Annotated in this window: 23 protein-coding genes and 1 pseudogene; 17 read left to right on the top strand and 7 right to left on the bottom strand. The window is 60.1% G+C overall.

The annotated features are described in order from the left end of the window. Positions 1 to 352: 352 nt before the first annotated feature. Positions 353 to 3,208, bottom strand: coding sequence for a hybrid sensor histidine kinase/response regulator (locus U1763_RS17880; protein WP_443026942.1), 2,856 nt, complete (start codon positions 3,206 to 3,208; stop codon positions 353 to 355). Between the two features lie 638 nt (positions 3,209 to 3,846). On the opposite strand from U1763_RS17880, the gene U1763_RS17875 reads away from it, so the two are divergent. From U1763_RS17875 to U1763_RS17865, 3 genes and pseudogenes are all read left to right on the top strand, one after another. Next, positions 3,847 to 4,611, top strand: coding sequence for a histidine phosphatase family protein (locus U1763_RS17875; protein ID WP_332756291.1), 765 nt, complete (start codon positions 3,847 to 3,849; stop codon positions 4,609 to 4,611). After that, a pseudogene (locus U1763_RS17870) lies at positions 4,608 to 5,090 on the top strand (NAD(P)H-hydrate dehydratase); the annotation flags it as partial. The gene U1763_RS17875 and the pseudogene U1763_RS17870, both read left to right, overlap by 4 nt. Beyond that, positions 5,006 to 5,488 (top strand): NAD(P)H-hydrate dehydratase, encoded by a 483-nt coding sequence (locus U1763_RS17865; protein WP_332756379.1) that lies wholly within the window; start codon positions 5,006 to 5,008, stop codon positions 5,486 to 5,488. The pseudogene U1763_RS17870 and the gene U1763_RS17865, both read left to right, overlap by 85 nt. A gap of 16 nt (positions 5,489 to 5,504) precedes the next feature. Here the strand turns inward: U1763_RS17865 and U1763_RS17860 are convergent, their stop codons facing one another. The 5 genes from U1763_RS17860 to U1763_RS17840 form a co-directional block, all read right to left on the bottom strand. Then, on the bottom strand, positions 5,505 to 5,882 hold the full coding sequence (locus tag U1763_RS17860; RefSeq protein WP_332756290.1) for a hypothetical protein: 378 nt from the start codon (positions 5,880 to 5,882) through the stop codon (positions 5,505 to 5,507). 124 nt (positions 5,883 to 6,006) lie between these two features. Next, positions 6,007 to 6,366, bottom strand: coding sequence for a hypothetical protein (locus U1763_RS17855; RefSeq protein ID WP_332756289.1), 360 nt, complete (start codon positions 6,364 to 6,366; stop codon positions 6,007 to 6,009). An 83-nt stretch (positions 6,367 to 6,449) separates the two neighbouring features. Next, positions 6,450 to 6,998, bottom strand: coding sequence for a DUF4142 domain-containing protein (locus U1763_RS17850; protein WP_332756288.1), 549 nt, complete (start codon positions 6,996 to 6,998; stop codon positions 6,450 to 6,452). A 62-nt stretch (positions 6,999 to 7,060) separates the two neighbouring features. Next, complete coding sequence (locus tag U1763_RS17845) at positions 7,061 to 7,558, bottom strand: hypothetical protein (RefSeq protein WP_332756287.1); 498 nt, start codon at positions 7,556 to 7,558, stop codon at positions 7,061 to 7,063. Between the two features lie 74 nt (positions 7,559 to 7,632). Then, complete coding sequence (locus tag U1763_RS17840) at positions 7,633 to 8,487, bottom strand: manganese catalase family protein (protein WP_332756286.1); 855 nt, start codon at positions 8,485 to 8,487, stop codon at positions 7,633 to 7,635. A gap of 337 nt (positions 8,488 to 8,824) precedes the next feature. On the opposite strand from U1763_RS17840, the gene U1763_RS17835 reads away from it, so the two are divergent. The 9 genes from U1763_RS17835 (at position 8,825) to U1763_RS17800 (ending at position 16,687) form a co-directional block, all read left to right on the top strand. Next, positions 8,825 to 9,673, top strand: a complete 849-nt coding sequence (locus U1763_RS17835; RefSeq protein ID WP_332756285.1) for an MBL fold metallo-hydrolase — start codon at positions 8,825 to 8,827, stop codon at positions 9,671 to 9,673. Between the two features lie 163 nt (positions 9,674 to 9,836). Further along, positions 9,837 to 10,016 carry a hypothetical protein gene (locus tag U1763_RS17830; protein ID WP_332756284.1) on the top strand — a complete coding sequence of 60 codons (180 nt, stop codon included), beginning with the start codon at positions 9,837 to 9,839 and terminating at the stop codon, positions 10,014 to 10,016. Between the two features lie 38 nt (positions 10,017 to 10,054). Continuing rightward, positions 10,055 to 10,249, top strand: coding sequence for a hypothetical protein (locus U1763_RS17825; RefSeq protein WP_332756283.1), 195 nt, complete (start codon positions 10,055 to 10,057; stop codon positions 10,247 to 10,249). 240 nt (positions 10,250 to 10,489) lie between these two features. Beyond that, complete coding sequence (locus U1763_RS17820; protein ID WP_332756282.1) at positions 10,490 to 10,900, top strand: DUF2946 family protein; 411 nt, start codon at positions 10,490 to 10,492, stop codon at positions 10,898 to 10,900. Between the two features lie 80 nt (positions 10,901 to 10,980). Beyond that, complete coding sequence (locus U1763_RS17815) at positions 10,981 to 13,353, top strand: TonB-dependent receptor (protein WP_332756281.1); 2,373 nt, start codon at positions 10,981 to 10,983, stop codon at positions 13,351 to 13,353. Between the two features lie 8 nt (positions 13,354 to 13,361). Further along, positions 13,362 to 14,747: a PepSY-associated TM helix domain-containing protein gene (locus U1763_RS17810; RefSeq protein ID WP_332756280.1), complete on the top strand. Its 1,386-nt coding sequence runs from the start codon at positions 13,362 to 13,364 to the stop codon at positions 14,745 to 14,747. 229 nt (positions 14,748 to 14,976) lie between these two features. Then, positions 14,977 to 15,936 (top strand): IS481 family transposase, encoded by a 960-nt coding sequence (locus tag U1763_RS17805; protein WP_332756279.1) that lies wholly within the window; start codon positions 14,977 to 14,979, stop codon positions 15,934 to 15,936. A 17-nt stretch (positions 15,937 to 15,953) separates the two neighbouring features. Then, a complete protein-coding gene (locus U1763_RS21130; protein ID WP_443026941.1) occupies positions 15,954 to 16,202 on the top strand; it encodes a helix-turn-helix domain-containing protein in 249 nt (82 codons plus the stop codon). Between the two features lie 167 nt (positions 16,203 to 16,369). Then, a complete protein-coding gene (locus tag U1763_RS17800; protein WP_332756278.1) occupies positions 16,370 to 16,687 on the top strand; it encodes a hypothetical protein in 318 nt (105 codons plus the stop codon). A gap of 682 nt (positions 16,688 to 17,369) precedes the next feature. Here U1763_RS17800 and U1763_RS17795 read toward each other — a convergent pair. Beyond that, positions 17,370 to 18,605 (bottom strand): integrase, encoded by a 1,236-nt coding sequence (locus U1763_RS17795; RefSeq protein WP_332756277.1) that lies wholly within the window; start codon positions 18,603 to 18,605, stop codon positions 17,370 to 17,372. A 150-nt stretch (positions 18,606 to 18,755) separates the two neighbouring features. On the opposite strand from U1763_RS17795, the gene U1763_RS17790 reads away from it, so the two are divergent. The 5 genes from U1763_RS17790 (at position 18,756) to U1763_RS17770 (ending at position 23,695) form a co-directional block, all read left to right on the top strand. Continuing rightward, positions 18,756 to 19,847 (top strand): hypothetical protein, encoded by a 1,092-nt coding sequence (locus U1763_RS17790; protein WP_332756276.1) that lies wholly within the window; start codon positions 18,756 to 18,758, stop codon positions 19,845 to 19,847. Positions 19,848 to 20,112: 265 nt separating this feature from the next. Then, complete coding sequence (locus U1763_RS17785) at positions 20,113 to 20,772, top strand: AAA family ATPase (RefSeq protein WP_332756275.1); 660 nt, start codon at positions 20,113 to 20,115, stop codon at positions 20,770 to 20,772. 13 nt (positions 20,773 to 20,785) lie between these two features. Beyond that, positions 20,786 to 21,070, top strand: a complete 285-nt coding sequence (locus U1763_RS17780; protein WP_332756274.1) for a ribbon-helix-helix domain-containing protein — start codon at positions 20,786 to 20,788, stop codon at positions 21,068 to 21,070. A 517-nt stretch (positions 21,071 to 21,587) separates the two neighbouring features. Next, the gene (locus tag U1763_RS17775; RefSeq protein WP_332756273.1) at positions 21,588 to 22,403 is read left to right on the top strand and encodes a replication initiator protein A; all 816 of its coding nucleotides are present in this window, start codon (positions 21,588 to 21,590) and stop codon (positions 22,401 to 22,403) included. 458 nt (positions 22,404 to 22,861) lie between these two features. After that, entirely contained in the window at positions 22,862 to 23,695 is an 834-nt protein-coding gene (locus U1763_RS17770; RefSeq protein ID WP_332756272.1) for a GntR family transcriptional regulator, read from the top strand. Positions 23,696 to 23,849: the final 154 nt, after the last annotated feature.

The following is a 23,849-nucleotide window of genomic DNA, read 5'->3' as shown; positions in this document are numbered from 1 at the left end:
TGGGAGAGACTCATACGTTAAGCCTTTAGCTGACAACCTAGATTCTAAAACCTGAAACGGTTGGGCTCATGCACGGCACGACCTGTATGATTGGCTTTGCAATCGGCGAATACACGGCCCCGGCCCAACGCCTGTACATGATTGTCATGGCTAGCGATGCCGTGACCGGAGGGTCAGTGTCTCAGCTAAGCGATCGGAGCCGGTCCACGCCGAGCGAGTAACAGAGTAACAGTCCTAGTTGACCGGTAGCACGTCGGAACGACCCGTCCATCAGACGACGGGCCAGCCGCTCAACAAAGGCGGCAGCAAGGGCTTTGGGCTCTAAATTGCCTGTGGCCAGGAGCGTCGGAAACTATCCCTCGATCAAATTTCGTATCCGTGTTGCCAGAACGTCCATCGCGAATGGCTTGGTAAGGACATGCATCCCAGCGTCGAGATGGCCGTGGCTTAGCACGGCGTTCTCCGCATATCCGGTGATGAACAGAACCTTCAAACCGGGCCGTGCGACGCGTGCAGCGTCTGCTACCTGCCGGCCGTTCAGGCCGCCTGGCAGCCCCACGTCGGTGACGAGCAGGTCGATACGCAGGTCTGAATTGATGACCTTCAGCCCCGCTGCACCGTCTGCGGCCTCAATCGCGGTATAGCCAAGGTCGGTCAGAACTTCTGCGACAAGCATGCGCACGGTCGGCTCGTCATCCACTACCAGCACCGTCTCCCCGGCTTCCGCACGCGGTGCGGCCTCGATCTTCGGCTCCACGTCGTCCAATTCGGCCTCGCCTTGATGACGCGGGAGGTAGACGCATACCATCGTACCCTGATCGACTTCCGAATAGATCGCCACCGAGCCACCTGACTGCTTGGCGAAGCCGTAGATCATCGAGAGCCCCAGGCCGGTGCCCTCGCCGATCGGCTTGGTGGTAAAGAACGGGTCGAAGGCCCGGGCGATTACCTCTGGCGGCATGCCGGTTCCCTTGTCGGACACGCACAATGAAATGTACTGGCCGGGATCCAGACCACAGTCCTTGGCCATCCGCTGGTCCATCCAGCGGTTGCTGGTTTCGATCGTTATCACGCCGCCATGGGGCATCGCGTCCCGCGCGTTGATGCACAGGTTCAGGACAGCGTTTTCGAGTTGGCTGGGATCGATCAGGCTGGGCCAAAGTGCAGCGGCATTGACCGTCTCGACTTCGATCAGCGGCCCAACCGTACGGCGGATCAGATCCTCCATTCCGCTGACGAGGTGGTTAACGTTGGTGGGCTTGGGAGCAAGCGTCTGTCGGCGTGAAAAGGCGAGTAGCCGGTGGGTAAGAGCCGCGGCGCGTTTGGCCGCCCCTTGCGCTGCGCCGACATAGCGTTCGACATCGGTCGTCCTGCCCTGCGCAATACGGATTTGCATCATCTCCAGGCTGCCGGAGATACCGGTCAGCAGGTTATTAAAGTCGTGCGCGAGGCCGCCAGTAAGCTGGCCGACCGCTTCCATCTTTTGCGCCTGCCGCAGCGCATCCTGCGCCGTCATGAGGTCGGCCGTTCGCTCCGAAACACGGGCCTCCAGCGTCTCATTGAGCTCGCGCAGCGCTTTCTCTGCGCGTTTGCGCTCCGTAAGGTCCAGCATTGCGCCGATCATGCGAACGGGGCTTCCGTCCTCATCGCGAAAGACGTGCCCGCGGTCGAAGACATCGGCAAAGCTGCCGTCGCCGCGCCGGAAGCGGTACTCGGACGCCCATTGATCACCGGCTCCATCGATAATCGCGTGGATATCCCTGTCGACCCGTTCCCGATCATCGGCATGGATGTTACCGATCCACCAGTCACCCGTCGGCTCAATCTCGTTTTCAGAATAGCCAAAGAGAACCCGGACCGCCTCGTTCCACTCTACGGAGTTCGAGGCCAGGTCCCAATCCCAGATCGCGTCATTGGTCGCCTTGGCGGCAAGACGGTAGCGCTGTTCGGTCTCACGCAGCGTAGCCTCGGCCGCCCGCCGCTCGGTCTCGTCGCGCGCGATCTTGATAAAGCCAGTGATCGTACCCTGCGCGTCATGCAACGGACGAACCGAACCATTGGCAAAGAACCGGCTTCCGTCACGTCGAACATGCCAGCGTTCGTCGTTTGCGCAGCCTTTGTCGCGTGCCGTCCTCAACTCCTGCGTCGGAACGCCAGCGGCGCGGTCTTCGGGGGTGTATAATATCTCGACGGAGCGGCCGCGGATCTCGTCAGCGGACCAGCCAAAGACAGTTTCGGCGCCGGGCGTCCAGTCCATCACTTGGTTCTCGGTATCGACGGTGAAGATCGAATGGTCCTTCACCCCTTCCACAATACGACGGCTACGTTCTTCACTCTCCCTCAACTCGGCCTGCGCACGATGGGCTTCGGTGGCATCATGTCCTTCGACAAAGATTCCGGTCACGTTGCCAGCGTCGTCGAGGATGGGTTCGTAGATGAAGTCGAGGATGCGCTCGACCTGGTCGCCGTCCTTTCCATTCAGCACGAGCGGTATATGATCGGCAACGAACCGCTCGCCCGTCTGATAGACGGAGTCTAATAGCTCGTAGAACCCCTGGTCTGCCAGTTCGGGGAAAGCCTCCCGTACTGTCTTGCCAACGGCATCTCGATCACCGAACAGCCGGCGATAGGTCGCGTTTGCAAACTCAAACACGTGCTCGGGCCCGTGGAGGATGGTGATAAACCCCGGTGCCTGTTCGAACATGCGCCGCTGCCGTTGCGTATCTGCGTCCCGACGGCGCTCGGCCAAGACCTGATCGGTAATCTCGGTACAGGCGCAGAACAGCCCGTTCACTGCTCCGGCTTCTCCCCGAACCGGGGTATAGGAGAACGCGAAATGGGTCTCCTCGACGTAGCCGCGCCGCTGCATCATCAGGGTGATGTCGTCCATATGGACAGGGAAACCGGCATAGGCCTGTTCAACAATTGGGGTCAGGTCCGCTTCGATTTCCGCCCACACCTGCATGAACGGCTGGCCGAGCGCCTCAGGATGCTTGTCCGCCAGAATGGTCGCATATGCGTCGTTGTAGAACAGCGTCTGCTCGACACCCCAAGCGACAAACATGGGCTGGTTCGAACCGAGCACGACGCTGACTAACGTCTTCAATGGAGTCGGCCATCCCGCGGGGGCGCCTAATTTAGTCTCGCTCCAATCACGGGAACGGATGGCAGCCCCCATCTGGCCACCGTCAATTAGGAAACTGAGCATCTGCTTTTCCGATGTCCTATGTTCGATCGGTCGGTTCAGCACGCCGCTTGCCAATCAGCACGCCTGACAGGTGACTAGGGCGTACGAACGCCTTCCTCAATGGCATCGCCTTGAAATCTGACGCACTTCCAGCTGTCCTTACGTGTTCGCTGACTGTAATGGAGTTGCGAATGCGAATGCTGGCGAGATCATTGGTATTGCGTACATTCGCGCTCATTCATACGCGCGTAAGTTCACCGGTAGTCCGGCGCTCTATCTATCGTTTCTCGAAAAAGCCCCGACCGTTATTACCGATCATGTGCTGCTCGGAGACGATGGCCGCCAAGCACTGCCGCTCTTCCATGCGCTAGCGCAAGTTCAATATGAACGTTTTTACTGCGGTCATCGATCGCTTGGCTTGCGCGCCTTCGTTCTTGCTCTGCTCGTTCGCGATGATAGGCAACCTTGGCAGTCTCAGCCATCGACTCTATGTCCCCTCATGCACCTTGCCTGTTAGCATACGTGAGAGACATCGGGAGGTTCCCTGTCCTTGCACCATTTAACGCTCGCAGCGGTCGCCATATGAGATCGGCAAATCATGGAGCCATCGCCGGTCGATCGGAGTTAAACCGTCGAACGCTACACTCTGGACAAAGACCATGACCTCTGCACGCTGGCCGTCTCGGCTCTGGATTGTGCGCCACGGCGAAAGTGCGGGAAATGTGGCGCGCGACGCTGCCCATGCAGCTGGAGCCGAACGGATCGAACTGTCGCATCGCGACGTCGATATACCGCTTTCTCCGCTCGGCGAAGACCAAGCTCGTGCGCTCGGCAGATGGTTCGCCAGCGCGGTTCCGGACGACCGCCCCGACGCTCTGCTAGTCTCTCCCTATATCCGCGCGCGTCAGACCCTCAACCTTTTTCGAACGCAGGGCGGCGCGACCGGCGACGATCCGGTCGGTATCGACGAACGCCTCCGCGAAAAGGAATTCGGCATCCTGGACGGGCTAACCACCAGCGGTGTCGCCTCGGTATACCCGGACCAGGCTGAGTTCAGGCGCATTCTCGGCAAATTCTATCATCGACCGCCTGGTGGGGAGAGCTGGTGCGACGTGATCTTCCGCCTCCGATCGCTGATGGACACAATCGCATTGCACTATGCCGGACGCCGCGTGATGATCGTCGCGCATCAGGTTGTCGTCCTGTGCCTGCGCTATGTCATCGAGAACCTGACCGAGGAGGAGATCCTGGCGATCGATCACCAAGGAGATGTCGCGAACTGTTCGGTCACCGAGTATCGGTTCGATCCCGAGGGACCGCAGGGTGGAGCGCTCAAGCTCGTTCGCTACAACGATGTCGTCGACCACGAAGAGTCCGCTCCCGTCACCGCCGAGCCGGACCGTACCACGGGAGTACGAGGATGACCGATACCATTCCCCTCGATAGCAACTGGATCGCTGCCAACCCGCCTCCCGTTCACGGCAGCGGAACCACCAAGAATAGCCGGGGACGTGTCTTGGCAATCGGAGGTTCGGCTATGGTCCCCGGCGCGCTTCGGCTTACGGGTGAAGCGGCACTTCGAGTTGGCGCGGGCAAGCTGCAGATGGCGACGATCGCATCGGCAGCGATCGGACTCGGTCTGGTCGTACCGGAAGCGGGTGTTCTCGCGCTGCCGCAAGACGCCGACGGAGAGATCGACTGCGCTGCTGGCCCCTTGCTCGAAAAGTCGCTGAAAGGGTGTGATACGCTGATCATCGGACCCGGTATGGGCTCCACCGACGCTGCCAAGGCTCTCATGCGGCTGATCCTGACGCAGCCCTGCGACGAGGTAACCCTGGTCGTCGACGCCTTGGCGATCGGATCCGCACGGGATCTGCGCGAAGCGCTTGCTGCATTCGACGGTCGCATGGTTTTCACACCGCATCACGGCGAGATGGCCATGCTGACGGGCCTGGAAGAAGACACGATCTTGCAATCACCAGAAAAGTCGCGCGCGATGTCGCTGTCCAGTACGGGGCTGTTGTCGTCCTCAAAGGCAGCGATACCGTCATCGCGGCCCCCGATGGAACGACACTGCATTATGGTGGTGGAGGCACCGGACTTGCGACAGGCGGATCGGGAGATGTCCTGGCCGGCGCGATCGGGGGCTTGCTGTCCCGTGGCGCTTCACCGACCATCGCAGCCGGTTGGGGTGTCTGGCTGCACGGACAAAGCGGACGACGCGTCGCAACTACAAGTGGGCCAATCGGCTTCCTTGCACGAGAGGTTCCCGCCGAGTTCCCTCGCCTGCTTCCGCAATAGCCTGGCGTTCAGTAACTCAGCGGGCTTTGATTTTGCTGTACGGCACGAACTGACCAAGTGAGACAAAGCCGCGCGGAAAACGCGAGCCACGATCAATCAGCCGAACCGTGTCGATGCTGCAGAGCTGCGACCCAATGGTACGCGTAACGAGTATGTCATCGCGATGCAGTGACTGCGCGCCGGATCGCGGTTCGTTGACGTAGAGCCGGCTCCCAACCCGGTAAATGATGGCTTTGCCGTCTATGATTTCAGATGAGTTCGAGCCCGACAGGCTGATGCAGTTGACGGGTTTACCCGCAACGCGCCCGACAAGCATTTTCTGCAACCGTACGTCAGGCGTATCGCGACGCGTTGCGATAGCGGGATTAGCGAGAGTCACCGCTGCGAGAAGCATTATTCTAAGCATAAGCTTTCCTAGACATTGCGTGCTGAACAAATGCCGCTCAAACACCTTGCTCACCTGCATCCGTGCCGTCCAAGCCCTTTGTCGCACCTGCTTACAAAGGACCTACGGCGGGTTACTTAGACTGCTGGGTCTGGCGGACCCCGCCGCCTCCGCCAGGCGTGTCGGCATCATAGTCCTCGGTAGCGTTTCCTCCGCCCGCTCCGGCGCCGCTACCATGCACTTCACCGGTCTTCTCATCGATATAGGCGCGTCGGCCAGCGTCCGGCGGAATATCTTCGCCCGGCGCCTTGTTCGGCGCTGCGACATTCGCTTCCCGATTGTCCCGACTTACGCCGACCTCGACGTTGCGCGGCTGATCCTTCTTATAGCTGTCATACTCTTCGCCCGAGTATTGCCCGACGGTACCGTCATCGTTCCCGCGAAGCGCCGGATTATCGTCGGTTTCCGGGGGCGGTAAGGGTTCTGCTGACATTTTCTAACTCCAGAAAATCATACGAATTTGGACATTTATGGACATCGTCGGAAACGGAGCGCCGTTAACGGCGCTCCGCCGTTTTACATACCAGACATGTTCGCCATCGGCTTACCCGCCTGCATCTTCATCGCAGCATCGAGATGCTGTTTCACAATCGGTACCGCAGCCTTGGCCGACATGCGCAGGGGCGTCTGATCCCCGCCGCTCGAATAGCTTTGGTGGAGGTCCAGTGCGGCCTGATGCGCCGAAATCTGCTGACCGATGTAGAGGCGGTCGAAATCCGCTGCAGATGCGGTCTGCAGTTCATTGATCGATGCTGTCGCGCCGGCATCAAGCACAGGCGGCGTTGGCGTCAAACCTGCCTTGGCCGCCGCCTTAACCGTCGCGGCCGTTGTCTTCTGATGGTGCTTGATCAGCATGGTCGCAAACTTGCGGATCGCGGGCGTCTGCGACTTCTGCAGCGCGACCTGACTCGAGTTGATCTCGTACAGATCGCTCATTCCGGCAGCCATGACATAGGGCATCGCAGCTGTTTTCGCCTCGGGCGGCGGTGGTGGTGGCGGCGTCTGCGCAAACGATGCCGTGCCGACCGTCGCTGCGAGCAGCATACCGATGTGTTTGATATTCATTGGTTCTCTCCTGATAGTTTCTGCTTGGAATTGCGTTCGATAAGGCCAGTTCACAGTAGCTTTTACGAACCGTCTGTGACGACGGTAGCTAATGATCCGTCAGGGTTACGACCCTCGCGGGCGAGGGCGGCATCCTGCTGTGCTTGGCGCACGTCATCCGGACTACCTTCTCTTGCGGCGGGAATGGCGACTTCGGCAGTTCCTCCGACATTTGCCGAACCGTGCCGTGCTCCTGCGATCTCGCGATCGAATTCGCCCGCTTCGATGGCCGATCGCATGTTGACGAGGTAATCGGCGAAGCGATCTACTGGGATGAAGTTCGTCGTCTGACCGCCGATCGTCAACGTGGCCCCATTCCGTGCGGTGGGCGTAAAAGCCACATGCTCGCCGTCACGGACAAACCAGGTACCTGAGCGAACATCATCGGTCGCCCATGCCTTCTCGGCTAGATGCAAATCCTGCAGAACGTCGTTGCGGTCGGAAACCGGATCACTCGACTGCGGTGAGACGACGCCAAGAACGGCAGATTTTGCGGCATTCACGATGCTTTCAAGAGCCAACTCGTTTCTCCGATACCGCTAGATGGGACGCTACCGATGCGAGACGTGCGGATGCACGCCCCGCAAGGTCGTAATCAACCGATCTGCTGGTTCTGAGCGCCGCTATCAGGGCGCGCCGGCCCCATCACCGGTTCTTCACCGAGCGGTTCGTTGCGGAACACGGTGAACTCGCCCTTGCCGTCCATTGAAGGACCCGACGTCCAGCGGCCTTCCGGGAATGTCCCGTCGACCGACGTCGCGTAGAAGTTGTAGTTGTTCTGCTGATCTTCCATGTCCTGGGGGAAGCTGTTGGGGATCGGCAGGTTCGTGGCTTCGGCACCAAGCTCCTCGATAACGGCGAGCCACTGTTGCTGGTGCATGGTGTCGCGCGCGATCATGTAGTGGAGCATCTTCTTCATGCCCTCATCATGGGTCGCGTTGAATAGCCGTACCGCGAGAACGCGACCCGTGCTTTCTGCGGCAACGTTGCAGTACATATCGGCTGCAACGTTGCCGCTCGCGTATATGTGGCTCATGTTGAACGGAACGCCGTCGGAATCTATCGGCATCGCTGCCATGCCGCCCGACAACAGGTTCTTGTGGATGATGCCCTCGATGCTCTGACGGGGATTTTCACCGCCCATGACAGCGCCGACGATGCTATCCTTGACGCCCTCTTCCTGGAGGTGCGTTGGCGCCTTGTCGAGGTTCAGCGCGACGGCGGTCGCCAACATTTCGATGTGGCCGATCTCTTCTGTCGCCGTGTGCAGCAGCATGTCACGATATTTCGTTGTCGGCGCGCGATTGCCCCACGCCTGGAAGAAATACTGCATGCAGACGCGTATCTCGCCTTCGACGCCACCAATCGCCTGCTGCAACATTCGAGCAAAAGCAGGATCGGGTTTCGTCACCTGGACCGGGTACTGTAGTCTCTTGTCATGATAATACATGATTCGCTCCGATGTGATGAATATCGTCGAGAGACGACCACCCCGCAACGCGTTCCATATCGGTTCGATCCAAAATAACTCTCAACTTGATATGAGTTAGTACGTCAGGCCTCACTAATGGGTCACAACGCACCGCTTACTTCGCCGCTTACTTCGCCGAAATGTTACTAATCCATATCAATATGAAGCGACATCTGTTGATACTGAGCGTTCCGTATCTCTACGTTTGCAGGCTGCCATCTATCAAGGGGTTGCACCTCGTACACCTGCTGTACGCAATTCGCTCTTGGCCGCAGCGTGACCATGTCTTCCTATCCGTGCGAAAAGGTTGAGGCCAGTGAAGATACATCATCTAAATTGCGGCACGTGTTGCCCGGTCGGTGGACGCCTGTTTGACGGCTACAGTCGCGGCATCTCGGCACATCTCGTTTGCCACTGCCTGCTGATCGAGACGAATGACGGTCTCGTTTTAGTGGATACCGGCTATGGCAACCAGGACGTGACGCGACCGCGGGAGCGGCTGTCGGACTTCTTCTTAGCGCTCAACCGGCCGCAACTCCGAACGGAAGAGACCGCAGTCGCACAGATACGCCGCCTGGGCTTCGCGCCAGCCGACGTCCGCCACATCGTCGTGACGCATCTCGACTTCGATCATGCTGGCGGCATCGAGGATTTCCCGAACGCGCGCATTCATGTCACGGCGCGTGAGAAGGAAGTTGCCGACCAGCGTCGCGGCGGTGCGTTCGTCTCTCGCAAACGCTATCGTCCGCAGCAATGGGACGAGGCCGCCAACTGGTCGCTCTATCCATTCGGCGGAGGGGAGCGTTGGTTCGGGTTCGATGCCGTACGTGACCTGGAGGGTTTGCCGCCCGAAATCCTGCTGATACCGCTCGCCGGCCATACCTGGGGACATGCCGGCATCGCCGTCCAGGAGGACGACGGTCGCTGGTTGTTCTACGCAGGCGACGCCTATTTCCACCACGGCGAGGTGAATGGGGCGCGCCGCACCTGCCCTCCAGGGCTGCGCGGCTATCAACGACTCATGCAGGTCGATGCTGACGCGCGGATGGCCAACCAACGCCGCGTGCGAACGCTCTCTACTGACCACGCTGACGCCGTCCGCATCTTCTGCGCACATGATCTAGTTGAGTTTGAAGCAATGACCGAAGAGCTGGCCCCATTCTAACGAACGCTCGATAATGCAAACGCTACTTCGCAAATCATCCCGATAACCGATTGATCCAACTGAACGGGCATTCGGGAGCGCAACTTGATCTGGGATAGGACGATGGCTCGGACCCTGCCTACCCCCATCATACGTTGTTCTTATTCCAACAAAGGAGCGGATCATGAGTGACAGCGAACCGAACTCTGACGAAGGCGCAAGCCCCGCCGAAGACATCAAGAAGCAAAACCCTACTGGAACGACGACCGGTGACCAGACCGGTGAAACCGGCGGCGACCACAAGGTTGAGGATCTCGCGAAGGCAGGCCGCGACGACATGGATACCGGTAAGAGCGCCGAATAACGAGTTTATCAAAACTGAACCGCTGCGAGGAGTAAGTCATGAGCGACCGCAAACCGTCCGATCCAGGGTCGGAGGACTTCAAGAAAACCGCCGACGAAAGCCTCGATGCCGGTATCGCGGACGAAAGCGCTGCCTACGAAAAAGCGATCGATGCAGATAATGCAAACGACGAGGTCGCAGAAGGAAAGTGGAAATCGACGGATGACGGTAGTGGTACGAGCGAAACTGATTGACTAGCGACAGATTGGCGGAGCGAGACTGCAAAGGGTTTCAACAAATAGGGCTTCCGCGCAGTTCCACTTCTCCGCCTTTCTTCGAAAAAGAGAGCGCCAAATCGGAAACGTTTAGCGGACACCGCCTTTTCCGTGCCATCAGATCGTCCTGAGACCCGAAAAATCGTTTTGTGGAAGGTTCGTTTTGGGGAGGATCAGTGCGGCAATGACAGCACCGCTCAGCTACGCTACCGGCGTCCCGTGTTGACCATTCGCCGCCTCCTAGCGCAACGCTATTTTGCTGTGCTTTTCTGCGCGGCAGCGTTGTTACTGAAGCTGCTCGTACCGACCGGGTACATGATCGGCAGCGAGCACGGCCGGATTACGATCGAGCTATGTTCCGGCGTTGCCCCCAACGCCACGACGATGGCCATGTCGGGGACGCACGGCGACATGCCCGATCACGGCAAGTCGCAGGACCACGGCAAGACTGAAATGCCGTGCGCGTTTGCAGGCCTGTCAGCCGCAACGCTCGGTGCGATCGATCCCGTTCAGCTCGTAGCCCTGATCGCCTTCGTCATGGCGATCGGGCTGTCACCAGCCGTCCAACCGGCGACGGTCCGCCGCGGCCACCTTCGGCCTCCGCTACGAGGGCCTCCGGCCGCCCTTTGACTGACTGATCGTCTGCCCCTTCGGGGGCAGCCACGTCCACGGCCTTCGCGCTATCGCGAGGGCCGGTCAAAGGCCTGTTCATGATCCGAACTCACTTGCTGGCAGAGGCGTGCCTGCCCTGCCTCCTGCTCGCCGTACCAGCGTCCGCTCAGGATGACGCGGCACGCATCACGAAGTCCGACCTAACAGTCATCAATGCGCAGGGCCTCCACACAGCGCAAACCGGCGACATCATCGTCACCGCGCTGAAACGCCCGCAGGCGCTTCAGGACGTGCCGGCAAGCGTCACTATCCTTTCCGCCGATCTGCTTCGCCGCCTCAATGTGCAGGACTTTTCCCGCGTCGCGGACTCCGTGCCGGGCCTGGCCTTCGCGACCACCGGCCCCGGCAACTCGCAGTACATCATACGCGGCATCGGCGGGGTGGGGTTCGTCCAGTCGCCGACGACGGGCGTCTACCTCGACGAGACCCCGCTTCAGACCCGCGCACTCCGCGGCTTTTCGCAGCCCGACCCGCAGCTGTTCGATGTCGCTCGGGTGGAAGTGCTGCGCGGACCGCAAGGCGTGTTGTTCGGATCGTCGTCGATGGGCGGCCTTGTCCGCATCGTGACCAACCAGCCCGACCCCACCAGGATCGCCGCACTGAGTCAGACGAGCGTTTCGACCATCACCGATGGCGGCACGAGCTGGGACGCCAAAGCGATGCTCAATCTGCCGATCGTTGCCGATAGGTTGGCGCTGCGGATATCGGGCGGGTTTGCCCGGCAGGGCGGCTGGATCGACGATCTCCGACCCATCACCGGCGACCTGACCGAGAACGCCGGAACGTCGGCGGTCCGCAAGAACGTCAACTGGACGCGCACCGGCACGGCTCGCGCCGCTCTGCGCTGGAATGCTACGCCGACCCTCATGATCACGCCGTCGCTGATCTGGCAGAACGTCTACAGCAATGCGGACCGTCCCCATAGCGACGTAACCTTCGGCAAACGCGCGCGGCTGAAGGCGCGGTATGCGGACACATATGCCAAGGATCGGTTCGTCATCGGCTCGCTGCTGATCGAGAACCGGTTCGATGCGCTCGGTGGCTTCACCGTGTCGTCCAACTCGTCCTGGCTCGACCGGCGCAACCGGCTGTCGTTCGACGTCACCGCATTTGACTCTCCAATCGTCGAGGACATCGTCGGACCGGGCCCCGGGGGCAGGCTGTTCCCAACGCCGCTCGTGGATTTCGGCCGCACGAAACAATTCACGCAGGAGGTGCGCGCGGTGTCCGATGGCCCAGGGCGGCTGCAATATGTGTTCGGCGCGCTCTACCGCGACCTTCATCAGGGCTCCGGTCGCACGATCACCGTCGCCGACCTGTTCGGCGTCACCGCGCCGCTGCCGCTTGGTGCCAGCAGCCCGGCCGTCATCCAGGACACGACGGTGCGCTTCCGTGAGAGGGAGATCGCGGCGTTCGGCGAGCTGACCTATGCCGTGGTACCGAAGGTGAAGGTCGCTGCGGGAGCCCGTGTGTTTGCCTATCGCCAACGCGAACCAAGCCGACGCTACGGGATTGGTGGCGTCGCAGGCGGCGACCTCGCCTACGATTATGACGAGCGCAATCGCGAGAACGGCGTCACACCGCGCTTCACGCTGAGCTATGAGCCAAGCCGGGCCGCGACGCTCTACGCCAGCTACTCGCAGGGCTTCCGCACCGGAGGCGTCAATGCGCCCGTGCCCGATGATATCTGCTCCGCTGCTGAACGTCGCGCGGCAGGCATTCCCGACGTACCGCCGCCCTATAACAGCGATCGTACCGACAATTACGAGATAGGCGCCAAGACCAGGCTTTGGGGTGGTCGTGTGCGGATCAACGGCGCTGCCTATGCGATCGACTGGAAGGACTATCAGCAGGCGTTCCAGACCGCGTGCGGGATCAACAACGCGACAACCATCTCCTTCACTGTCAACGCCGGCCGGGTTCGTAGCCGTGGCGGCGAGCTGGAAGTTTCCGTGTCACCGGTCCGGGGGCTCGATCTTCACGCGGGCGGATCGTTCACCGACGCGACCTACCGCAACGACGTGCCCAACCTGCTGCTGCCGGCAGGCTCGCGTGTGCTCGATGTGCCCCGCTGGCTGTGGAATGTGCGCGGCGAGTACGAGACCGCGCTCACGCATGAGCTGACCGGCACGTTGTTCGCCGCGGCGCGTCACGTCGGCGGATCCGACAGCGGGTTCGGCGAAGGCGAGGTGCTGCCGCGTCCGGCCTATACGCTGGTCGATGCCTCCGCGGGGGTGACGATGAATGGCGGCTTGGGGGTCGACCTGTTCGTCACCAACCTGTTCGACGCCGTGCCGGTCTTTGGCCAGGAATTCACGACGTCACCCGGCAACACTACCGCAACCAGCTACTTTTCCTATCTCGTCGGCCCTCCGCGGACTGTCGGGATACGTCTGACCAAGGCATTATGATGGCGGGCATGGACGCTTCAGCGATGAACACGAACCCACCCGTCAGTCATCGGGCACCCGGCGCGCGGTGGTACAACGCGGTATGGCGCTGGCACTTCTATGCAGGGCTGTTCTGCATCCCATTCATTATCTGGTTGTCACTGACGGGCACGATTTATCTTTGGCGACCGCAGCTGGAAGCATTGTTGGACCGGCCCTACGACCATCTCCCCGTTGCCGGGCGGACTGTCTCACCCGACGCGCAGGTGCGGGCGGCACTGGCTGCGGTCCCAGGATCGTCGCTGCACAAATATGTACTCCCGGAACATCCGGGAAACGCCGTGCGTGTAATTGTCTCCGCTGATGGCGTTGATCACCGCGTCTATGTCGATCCGCACTCGCTTGCGGTGCTGAAGGTCATTGGCGAGGAAGACCGGCCGCTCAACGTTGTATCGCGCCTTCACGGCGAATTGCTCGCGGGGGTGTGGGGCAGCTACCTCGTCGAGATCGCCGCGTGCTGGGCGATCGTCATGCTCCTGACCGGGCTTTATCTATGGTGGCCGCGCAACAGGAAGGGCCTCGCGGGTGTCCTCTACCCTCGCCTGGGGGGCGGCCGACGCGTGTTCTGGCGTGATATCCACGCGACTGCCGGCATCTGGGTTTCGGTGTTCGCGCTCGGGCTGATCCTCACTGGCCTCCCTTGGGCAAATGCCTGGGGCAGCTATCTGGGGGAGGTCCGCACGCTCACGGGCACGACGCAGGGTCCCGTCGACTGGACGATCGGCGGCAAGGCGCCGACGCCCAAAGCGGACGCGATGCTTGGGGCTCATGCCGGGCATGACGGCATGGTCATGGCTGCCCCGCGGATTCGGCCCGCTGAGCTTGGGCGCGTGATCGCTACGGTTCGGCCGTTGTGGATTGCACCCCCCGTGCTGCTGTCTCCCCCCGCGCATGAAGGCGCGCCGTGGGCGGTGTCATCGGACGCAGCCGATCGCCCACTGCGATCGGACGCGCAGGTCGATGGTGCGACAGGCCGCCTTGTCGGCCGTGTCGCGTTCGCCGACCGCCATTGGATCGACCGGGTCATTGGCTACGGCATCGCGGCGCACGAGGGCGCACTGTTCGGCATCGCCAATCAGATCCTTGGCACGCTAACCGCGCTGCTGCTGACCGTCCTGGCCTTTTCGGGCGGAGTCATGTGGTGGCGGAGGCGGCCGATCGGTTTGTTGGGCGCGCCATTGCCGCAGAACCGTCCGCGCTTTCGTATCGGGTTGGTGGCAGCGATCGTTGGGCTTGGGATCTACATGCCGCTGTTCGGCACGACACTCGTGATCGTCCTCGTAGTCGAATGGGTTGTCCTGCGCCGCATTCTCGTGACGCGACACTGGCTTGGCCTCGGGCGTGCTCCAGCCTGAAGGTGCTCATCATTCCGGATATGCGCCAAATGCGGTTCGGGTGATGGCAATCTACAACTCGGCATCGTGCCTCTAACGAAGCCGTTCGCCATGGAAGCGTGGACTGCCGAAGTGGCAGAGCATGGCATGTTGACGGTACCCGACTAATCGGCGCGGAGCGCAACACGACTAGGTGTTTGATCCCACGGTTTGATGGTGCGATCCTTTCGTTAGAATGGAAGGAAGCCGTATGGGACAGGTACGTCACGGGAGCGCCACGACCACGCACGCCGTCAGAGCAGCAATACAGCGATCGCAAGCTTCGCTCTCGGCGCTGAGCCGAGAGCTTGGGATCAACCCTAAGACGGTAGCGAAGTGGCGTAAGCGGGCGACGGTCAAGGATCTGAAGACCGGGCCGAAGGCCCCTCATTCAACGACCCTGACCCAAGCTGAGGAGGCGGCCGTCGTCGCGTTCCGCCGGCATACCCTGCTGCCACTGGACGACTGCCTCTACGCATTGCAGCCGTCGATCCCTCATCTGACACGGTCAGCGCTGCATCGATGCCTCCAGCGGCACGGCATCTCCCGCCTGCCGGACATCGAGGGTGACAAGCCGAAGCGCCAGCGCTTCAAGCGCTATCCGATCGGCTTCTTTCACATCGATATCGCTGAGGTGCAGACCGCCGAAGGCAAGCTTTACCTGTTCGTCGGCATCGACCGCACCAGCAAGTTCGCGGTCACCCAGTTGGTCGACAAGGCCGATCGGCGAACGGCGTGGGAGTTCCTCGAACACCTGCTGAAAGCTGTGCCCTACCGGATCCACACGATCCTGACTGACAACGGGATCCAGTTCGCTGAGCAGCCGCGCAACCGGAACACCGCCTGGTCGCGCCAGATGCGCTTCGACATGATATGCGAGGCAAACGACATTGAGCACCGCCTCACGAAGCCGAACCATCCGTGGACCAACGGACAGGTCGAACGGATGAACCGCACCATCAAGGAGGCGACCGTCAAACGCTTCCACTACGAAAACCACGACCAGCTACGGACGCACCTCGCTGACTTCATGGCTGCCTATAACTTTGCCCGCCGGCTCAAGACGCTCAGCGGACTCACACCCTACGAATACATCGCCAAAATCTGGACGTCAGAGCCGGATAGGTTCATCGTCAATCCGATCCACCAGATGCCGGGACTAAACACCTAGGCAACGCTCGCGGCCGCATCGCATTTTTACTGTTCAAATTCGCGCAGACGATGGCCGTCCGTGGGCTGATCGGAGCACCCACTGATGCGCTGCCGCTGAGGCAGTACCATATTGCGGACGCGACAGGTTTAATCAATGTTCATGTAAACAGAATGATCGCAAAGCTGCGTCGGGATCGAATTTTGTCGGGAAGTGGCACAGTTCTGGAGATTGTCGACGTGGCGGGACTGCGCTCTACATCGGGGATCAAGTGGTTACTGTCATAGATACTCTCCGCAAGTATGGATAGCTCGCTGCAATTGTCGAACCTCGGTACATTTGGCAAGTTCTTCTACAGCAGTTTAGCCAGGACCGGCATTGCAAATTGGTCGATCCCCTCTCGTGGATATGTTCTAGAACTAGCGCGTTTTGAACATACCAAAGGGAGACCATGATGTCCGATACGTTCAAACCAACTGCGAAAATCGCCGCCAATGCGAAGAAGGGGCTAAAGTTGCGTGACGACTTCGGACGAGGCGGCACGGACGTTGGGGTTCGTCGTGCCGAGCAACTGGCAGCGCAGGTCGATGTGACTGCCGAAGATGTGAAGGCGATGCACAGCTACTTCGCTCGTCACGAGGTCGATAAAGACGGCAAAACGCACGAGTGGGGATCAGACACCGATCCATCTGCCGGCTATATCGCTTGGCTTCTCTGGGGAGGCGATGAGGGCAAGGAATGGGCTGATCGACACGTCGAGAAGCTCGACTAGAAGGCGGGCGGAGAGGAAAATCACGACCGTCATTCGATCGCGATCCATCAGCACCTTAAACGCAGAGGACCGGCGCGATGCCGGTTGTACTCCTTGCCCTGTAATTGATCGGCGCCTTTCAGATGTACGTTCTCTTTTTCGCCGCGGCTGCAGCGCTAGTGCAATCGCCGGTTGCCGCATTCGTGGTGAAGCCAGGCACGATAGCGATCGTGGCTGCCGATAGTCCGACCACGTCTCCCGCTATCACGAAAACGTTCACGGACGCCGTTCAGCGAACCCTCCTTCGAACAGCCTTCCTGCCGCTGCCCGACCCGAGCCACAGCCTTTACGTCGCAAAGGTTGCGGTATCGCAGACACAGCGCGGTGTCGTCCGGTCCGGCAACGGCCGATCAGATCGGCCTGGCATGGCGGCCGGGCTTGGGGGCCTGTCGGTGACACTGCCGTCCGGGAAGGATCAGTTGCACGGTCTCATCGTGACCCGTCTCACAGTGACCGTGTCGCTGCGCCGCGATAGTCACGTCGTGTGGACAGGACAGGCGACCACGGTCCGCGCTAGCGGCACACGAACAGGCGATCCCTCTGTTGTCGCTGCGGCGCTGTCCGATGCGCTCCTGGCGTGGTTCCCCCGGCAATTGCCCGGACCGCTTTCGGTCCCATGAGGCTCGCACGCCAAGGTTAAGCGTTAGCCCCTGATCTTTGACAATACGCGCGCTGCGACGTTGCTCCTGGCCGCAAGCTTGCGCCCATAGCGTAGCGCAGTCGATGGCGATGACCAGCGCAACGCCTGTGCGATCCCGACACCGTCCTCGCCAGCCGCAAACAGATCCTGGGTCAGCCCCACACGCAGCGAATGGCTCGACAGCGCCCGCGCCGCTTCTTCGATTTTTGCGATCGGCATCTCGACCAGTCCCTGATCGAACGCACTCAGCGCCACCCGCCGATAGATCCCGTTGACGCCCTGCCGGCTAAGCGAGGCCGTACCCACGGTGTACACCGTCCGCGCCGGCTCGGCCCTCTTGCCCTTCAGCTTCTCCTGCCAGTGCCGCGTGTGCCCCGGGATCGCTTCGTACGCCATCGGCGGAACCGCGGTCCGCAGACGGCGCCGATCGACCCCCACGCGGCGAAAGACGGGCCCCTCGGTGATGGCGCTCGCTACCAACCAGGCGCCAACGCGGCGCATCGTGTCCGCGGACAGCCAGCCCCAGGCCCCCTGCCCTTCCTGATCGGTCTTGGACGATGGGATGAACAGGAGCGCCGAGCCATCACTGTGCGGATCGATGTGCGCGACGGTGACCGCGACGAGCTCACTGACGCGTAATCCCGCATCATAGCCGAGTGAGAGCAGCGCTGCGTCGCGCAAGCCCTGCAGATCGCCGCCACAGGCACCGAGCAATGCGGTCAGCGTGAACCCCTTGGTATGGGGATCGAGCGAAGCCCCAAAGCGCAACGGGGCCGCCTGGCGCTGGGCGGCTCCACGACGCCGGCGCAGGCCCTTGAGGGCGGCGCGGACCATGACGTGGCTGGTGGGCACATGCCCCCTCTCCTGCAGGCCTGACAGGCCGTGTGCGGTTGCAAGACTGGCAACCCGCCGGGCGACCGTGGCAGGCTTGGCGCCCCGCGTCTCAAGCATGGCGATGTAACGGACCAGGTTTTCGGGCTCGGCGGGCAGCGGGGCGACACGGGTGTCCTCACACCAACGCAGATAGCAGGCAAGGTCCGACGCCAGTGCCGCCTTGCTCGCTGCTGCCATAGCGCCAAGCTGTGCGGCGAAGCCGATCTCGCTGACAGGGCCAGCATCAGTGGGCAGCGCAAGACCCAACAACCGGGTAACGCGGGCATCGATCGGCTCGACGATCCCACGCCTCTCTCGGACCGGAAGCGCCTCCCCGTCGGTGCGATGGATGACGATCTCGCTCACGCGGGCCCTACCCGCTGGTCCGATTTAGCCTGCATTTCGCCTTCGTAGCACATCGCTGTAGTTACCATAATGTCCGATTATGGTAAGTCAGTAATGAACCTCTAGAGCGATGCCTAGTAATCTTTGATCCGCTAGGTTATTTCTAAATTTATGATCCGTCATGATCTTGTCCCGTTGGCTCACGCACTGGGGTGCCTGACCGGCGCAACGCGGTTTGCCACTGCCGAACGCAATCGGATCAGCGGTCTTGCGACTGTTGCTGAGGCATGGCGCGCGTACCGACGCGATGCCGGCGTCGGCGATGTCGGTCTTGCCCATCAGGAGAGCATTGACGCCGACACGCTTCTCCTCACTGACGACCTCCGTCGTGACGCTGTACTCTTATGGCTTGCTGATCATGGCGTGCCCGCGATCGCAGCGCCCGCCGCCATGCTGGCACACATGGTCGATGCGTCCCGGCGTTTTGGGCCTGATCAGTTAGCGCTCCTCGACGCAGCACAAGCCACTTTGCTCGCAGTGCAGACAACCGGCTCGCTTGCTATAGCTCTCGGACTCGCTGGGCTGGCTGCCGATCACCCTTTGCAGCAGATCGCGCCGGCCGTTGGCGCTATCGATGTACTGCTCGACGATCCCGATTTCGCCCAGCAGGACAGCCATGACGCCATGCTGGAACTGCCGGATGGACCGCTGCATCGTCATGTCGCAGCACCACCTTCAGGGTGTTGGGCGCTCAACCTAGCGTTGTTGGGCCACAACACGGGCGTCATGCCTGGACTTGCGGGGCAGCTTCCGCGGACCGTCTTTCGCCTTAATTTGACCACTCAGGAGCGCGCAGAGGCACTTGTCCAGCATTGCGAACATATCGCCCGCGGTTGCTTTGACCGACTTGAACAGAGCAACCGCCGCTGCGTTCGCGGTACTGAAGCGCTTACCGGCCTCTCCCGCAACGCACGCACGCGCGACGCGTGGGCGCTCATCGTTGCAGTCGGCCCGCTGCGGCGGATTCAGCTTGCACGGGCGCTAGGTCTGTCTCGAGCCGGGGCCGATATCCAGGCGCATGCGCTCGCCCGTGCCGGTCTCGTTACCATCGCAGCAGGCGGTCGTATTCATCCGACGCAACGTGAGCTTTTGGTCGAGCAACCCGCTATCCTAGACGACGGGCCGCTGGCCCTTGCCACGGCCGACCTTGATGCAAGCATGGCTGATATCGATCGGTTACTGGAACGTTCGAGGGGTCTTTGATCGTCGCACGTTTCGATTACCCGTTCAGCCTTCGGCCTTCGGCCATCGGCCACCGGTGGCAACCAGTCAGCTCTACAGCCGCTCCGATAATTAATCATCCGCCGCATTCCCAAGGATCGAATGATAGTACCTTATTATCCTCCGGAATGGGCTAGTAATGCCACCTTCTTTAATATCCAAACCAGTGAATTTCGGTTCAACAGATTGACGTAGTAGCCAACGGTGGTTACGCACCACCGTGTTAATATCCTTTTGGGGTGCATCTGTGATTATCACGATTGGAAATACAAAGGGTGGAGTAGGAAAAACCACTCTGGCGGTTCAGATAGCAATTTCCCGAGCTCTCTCCGGCCGTGATGTGTGGCTTATTGACGGTGACCGGCAGGGAACAGCAGCTGCGGCCATCGCAGCACGCGCACAGTCCGGGCGGCTTCCTGGAATTGCCTGCGCTCAGTACCCTGACGGTCCTGCGTTACGCGCTCAGGTGCAGCAGCAGCGACACAAGTGGCAGGACATAATAATTGACGCTGGAGGACGCGACTCCACCGCACTCCGTGCGGCTCTCGTACTCTCTGACGTGCTGCTCGTACCGTTTGCGCCGCGTTCGTACGACGTATGGGCGCTGGATGACATGGCTTCACTTATCGATGAGGCTCAGAGTGTCCGAGATGGCCTTCGGTGTTTTGCTGTGATGAACCAAGCTGACCCAGGCGATAAGTCAACGGACAACGCTGAGGCGGAAACTGCAGTGAAGGATGTTCCCCAGTTCAAATACCTACCGTTCCCAATTAGGCGCAGAAAGGCGTTTAGCAACGCTGCCGGTGCCGGCCTTGCAGTCTCCGAACTGCCTAGCAGGGATGCTAAAGCGACGGGCGAGCTAAACACGTTAATTTCATCGCTTTTTAATATTAAAGAAAACTCATAAGGACGGCGTTGTCATGGCAATTACCCAACGGCCAAGGCTGGCTGGCAATACGACGAGAACCGCGGCTGAAGACGCATTTATTAGCGGAGCGCCAGATGCTGCGAAGGCAACAAAAGCGTCGGGAGCGGAGTACGAGAAGGGGGTTAAGAAGGGAAACAAACGGCAGATTACGTTGACGATCGCGCCGGAACTGCTCGAGCGAGTAGATCAGATCGCTAATCGAACGGGACAGGCAAGGGCGGCGGTCATCAACATGGCTATATATCAGGCGATCGAAGGTGACCTGTTTAAGTCTTAATATAATAATATAAGGTGATATTAATATCCATATGCACTTCTTACGCAATCGATTATAGATTAATATGCGGTGCCTCTGCTGCTGAATAGCCGGTCTATCCCACCAGTAGCGCGTTCGGACTCCATTCTGAAGCTGATCTGTACCCCCGCGGTAGTTCCTAATGCCTCGGCGAAGGGCTGCCTGATCGAGTAGGCAGCCATCAAGCGCGGCGGCTAACGGCGTTTCGGCTCAGCCTAGATACTGCTAGGATACTTTACATGGACGCGTATCGTGAACGATCGTTGGATGAGTATGCAAAGACCGTAGCGTCGACGGTCCGCGAAAACACGAAGGTCGTGCATGGATCAGGGGTTCCCGCCCCCTTATCGAGAAGCCTGAGCAGCAGAATTCGTGCTTTCGCGGACCACCCGGTCTTAAGCTTCGTGCTTTTGCGGACCGTGGGAGTCGTGGTCATTCGCAACCGAATACCGGAGCTAACGAAGTGAGTATCCGACCAGGGCCCCAGGGCGAGCTTTTAGTGCTAGATAGCCCGCTGCTTACCGAAGTACGCGGCGAGCAGTCACTTATGGCTTACCCATTTTTTGCACTTACAAAGACGGCATGGAAAAAATCGCTAATCTACAAAACTGATGCTGTAACAATAGAAATCGGACCAGGTCCTCGCGGGGTCGCAACAATATACGACAAAGAGGTTTTACTTTATATCGCCAGTCTTCTTGTCGCGAAGCTTGATGCCGGAGAAGCAGTAGCGCAAGACTTTTACTTTACTGCGCATGATCTTTTTCGAGTTACTGGCGTCAATGGTTCAGCGCGATCCTACTCACGTCTGTCAGATGCGCTTGAGCGTCTTCAGGGTACGCAAATTAAGACTAACATTGAGGCAGGTGGCGAGGGGCAGGCGGGATTCTTCTCGTGGTTATCTGAGGCACAACTTCACTACACAAAGACACCCCGTGGCGAAAAGCGACTGAAGGGAGTCAAGGTCCGTCTATGCGACTGGCTTTACCGCGCGATCCTTCGCGATCGACGGGTACTGGCATATGCTCCCTCGTACTTCCAGCTAGGCCCAGTCGAACGGCGACTATACGAAGTAGCTCGATCTACGTGCATGGATGGTCCGGTACAGGTTGGCCTTGACGATTTGCGCCTGCAACTTGGCTATCAAAACTCGCTCAAGCACTTCCGTCACGTCATGAAGGGCATTGCCGAAACAAACCCCATTCCCGATTATCACATCGTCATGGGAAATCCGGAATCGTTCTCCCCGGAAAAGGGAAAGCGCCGAAATACCGGCGCCAGTACAGTGACAATTACGCCGAAGCCCACGTTGTAATCGCCTTAAGAAGGGCGTTGGTGTTATCCAAGCACCGCGATTCGGCACGGTCCGCGAAAGCACGAAGCTCGGTCCGCTAAAGCACGAACTAAATGAATGATCGGTCCGCGGTAGCACGAAGTTAAACAAATTTCGTCCGTGAAAGCACGAAATTATTACGCCATCGGTCCGGCAAAGCACGAATACTAGCTATTTCGCACGATGCTTCTTTCCTTCAAAAATACCGAAGGGTTGGTGAATCTAGCGCCAGCGAAGGGAATTGAGCTGTGACCACATAAAAGAAAGCCCGGCGCAGAGGCCGGGCGTCCCAGAAATTATATGGAGCGACGTCGCCAAACGTCGAACCGGGTCTGTTGCTGTCCTCTTCATATAGCTCTGAACGAACGTGAGTTCAAGGATGCGCGTTTTGCGCCACGCTATAACTTTGCCCGGTCCCAGCCCTATCGAGGGGATGGACGATGGAAGCATTATCGATTGGCGAGATTGCGCGGAGCGCGATCGGCGGATGGAAATCCGCGCGTAAGCCCAAGCCGTCAGGTGCAGCGCATAGGACCGGCGCTCCGGTCCTGCGTGACAGCATCGAAGAAGGCACATTTGAGGAAATGTTTTTTGCGGTTCCTGCGAAGGGCGAAACCGACAAGACGTTGAAGGCGGCAAAGGAGCTTTCTGGCCGTCGTTCGGCAATCCGGGCGACGATCGCCCGCGAGGCGCGCACGCCGTCGCGGATCGAGCGCGCTATCCTGTCGCTTAACGGGAACGTGATCCTGATATTTGAGCGGATGCTAGAGCTGGCGCGGCTTAACGCCGGGCGCGTTTTCCCAACCTATGAATGGCTGATGGAAAAGACGGGCCTTAGCCGGGCTACGGTGGCGCGTGCTTTGGGTATCCTAGAAGCAGTCGGCTTCATCGCCCGCCAGCGCCGCTTCAAGCGCGTCGAGGTCGAGGGGATCGGGCCGCGGTACAAGCAAACGTCGAATGCCTACCGCACGATGCTGCCGGCGCGCGTCCTGGCCTATCTCCCGCGCTGGATGCGACCGGCGCCGGTCCCGATCGATCACGAGCAGCACCACGCCGATAGCGCAGCCGAGACGAAGGCTATGCTAGCCACCCTCTCCTGCCGCGACTTCGCGAAAGCCACCGTAGGCGGGCAGTTGGGGAAGATGCTGGAGAAGTTCGGTGCGGCGATCGATCGGAGAGACAGCGAGTCTCAATTACAGACGCAACCGCTAGTAGATTCATTTAATCATAATTACGGGGGAGTTGGCCTAGTCGGCCAACACGTTTACGCCTGATGGCGAGGGCCGCAAATGGCGCTGGAGAAGATCTAGAACCGTATCCGCGTGGATAGTGTGGGAGTGTCGGCTACGCCGCCACGATGCTCCACAATGGAGCAAGCGGCTTTGTCAGCTTCCATTTGAGCGCGTTCGTCCCGTTGAAACGGTGCAA

It is taken from the genome of Sphingomonas sorbitolis (assembly GCF_036663875.1).
Classification (GTDB): Bacteria; Pseudomonadota; Alphaproteobacteria; order Sphingomonadales; family Sphingomonadaceae; genus Sphingomonas.
This window is presented reverse-complemented; position numbering and strand designations above follow the sequence as displayed.

Excerpts from the sequence above, each read along its gene's own strand:
- U1763_RS17880 (WP_443026942.1), bottom strand. The coding sequence starts at position 3,208 with ATGCTCAGTTTCCTAATTGACGGTGGCCAGATGGGGGCTGCCATCCGT.
- U1763_RS17875 (WP_332756291.1), top strand. The coding sequence starts at position 3,847 with ATGACCTCTGCACGCTGGCCGTCTCGGCTCTGGATTGTGCGCCACGGC.
- U1763_RS17860 (WP_332756290.1), bottom strand. The coding sequence starts at position 5,882 with ATGCTTCTCGCAGCGGTGACTCTCGCTAATCCCGCTATCGCAACGCGT.
- U1763_RS17855 (WP_332756289.1), bottom strand. The coding sequence starts at position 6,366 with ATGTCAGCAGAACCCTTACCGCCCCCGGAAACCGACGATAATCCGGCG.
- U1763_RS17850 (WP_332756288.1), bottom strand. The coding sequence starts at position 6,998 with ATGAATATCAAACACATCGGTATGCTGCTCGCAGCGACGGTCGGCACG.
- U1763_RS17840 (WP_332756286.1), bottom strand. The coding sequence starts at position 8,487 with ATGTATTATCATGACAAGAGACTACAGTACCCGGTCCAGGTGACGAAA.
- U1763_RS17830 (WP_332756284.1), top strand. The coding sequence starts at position 9,837 with ATGAGTGACAGCGAACCGAACTCTGACGAAGGCGCAAGCCCCGCCGAA.
- U1763_RS17825 (WP_332756283.1), top strand. The coding sequence starts at position 10,055 with ATGAGCGACCGCAAACCGTCCGATCCAGGGTCGGAGGACTTCAAGAAA.
- U1763_RS17815 (WP_332756281.1), top strand. The coding sequence starts at position 10,981 with ATGATCCGAACTCACTTGCTGGCAGAGGCGTGCCTGCCCTGCCTCCTG.
- U1763_RS17810 (WP_332756280.1), top strand. The coding sequence starts at position 13,362 with ATGGACGCTTCAGCGATGAACACGAACCCACCCGTCAGTCATCGGGCA.
- U1763_RS17805 (WP_332756279.1), top strand. The coding sequence starts at position 14,977 with ATGGGACAGGTACGTCACGGGAGCGCCACGACCACGCACGCCGTCAGA.
- U1763_RS17800 (WP_332756278.1), top strand. The coding sequence starts at position 16,370 with ATGTCCGATACGTTCAAACCAACTGCGAAAATCGCCGCCAATGCGAAG.
- U1763_RS17790 (WP_332756276.1), top strand. The coding sequence starts at position 18,756 with ATGATCCGTCATGATCTTGTCCCGTTGGCTCACGCACTGGGGTGCCTG.
- U1763_RS17780 (WP_332756274.1), top strand. The coding sequence starts at position 20,786 with ATGGCAATTACCCAACGGCCAAGGCTGGCTGGCAATACGACGAGAACC.
- U1763_RS17770 (WP_332756272.1), top strand. The coding sequence starts at position 22,862 with ATGGAAGCATTATCGATTGGCGAGATTGCGCGGAGCGCGATCGGCGGA.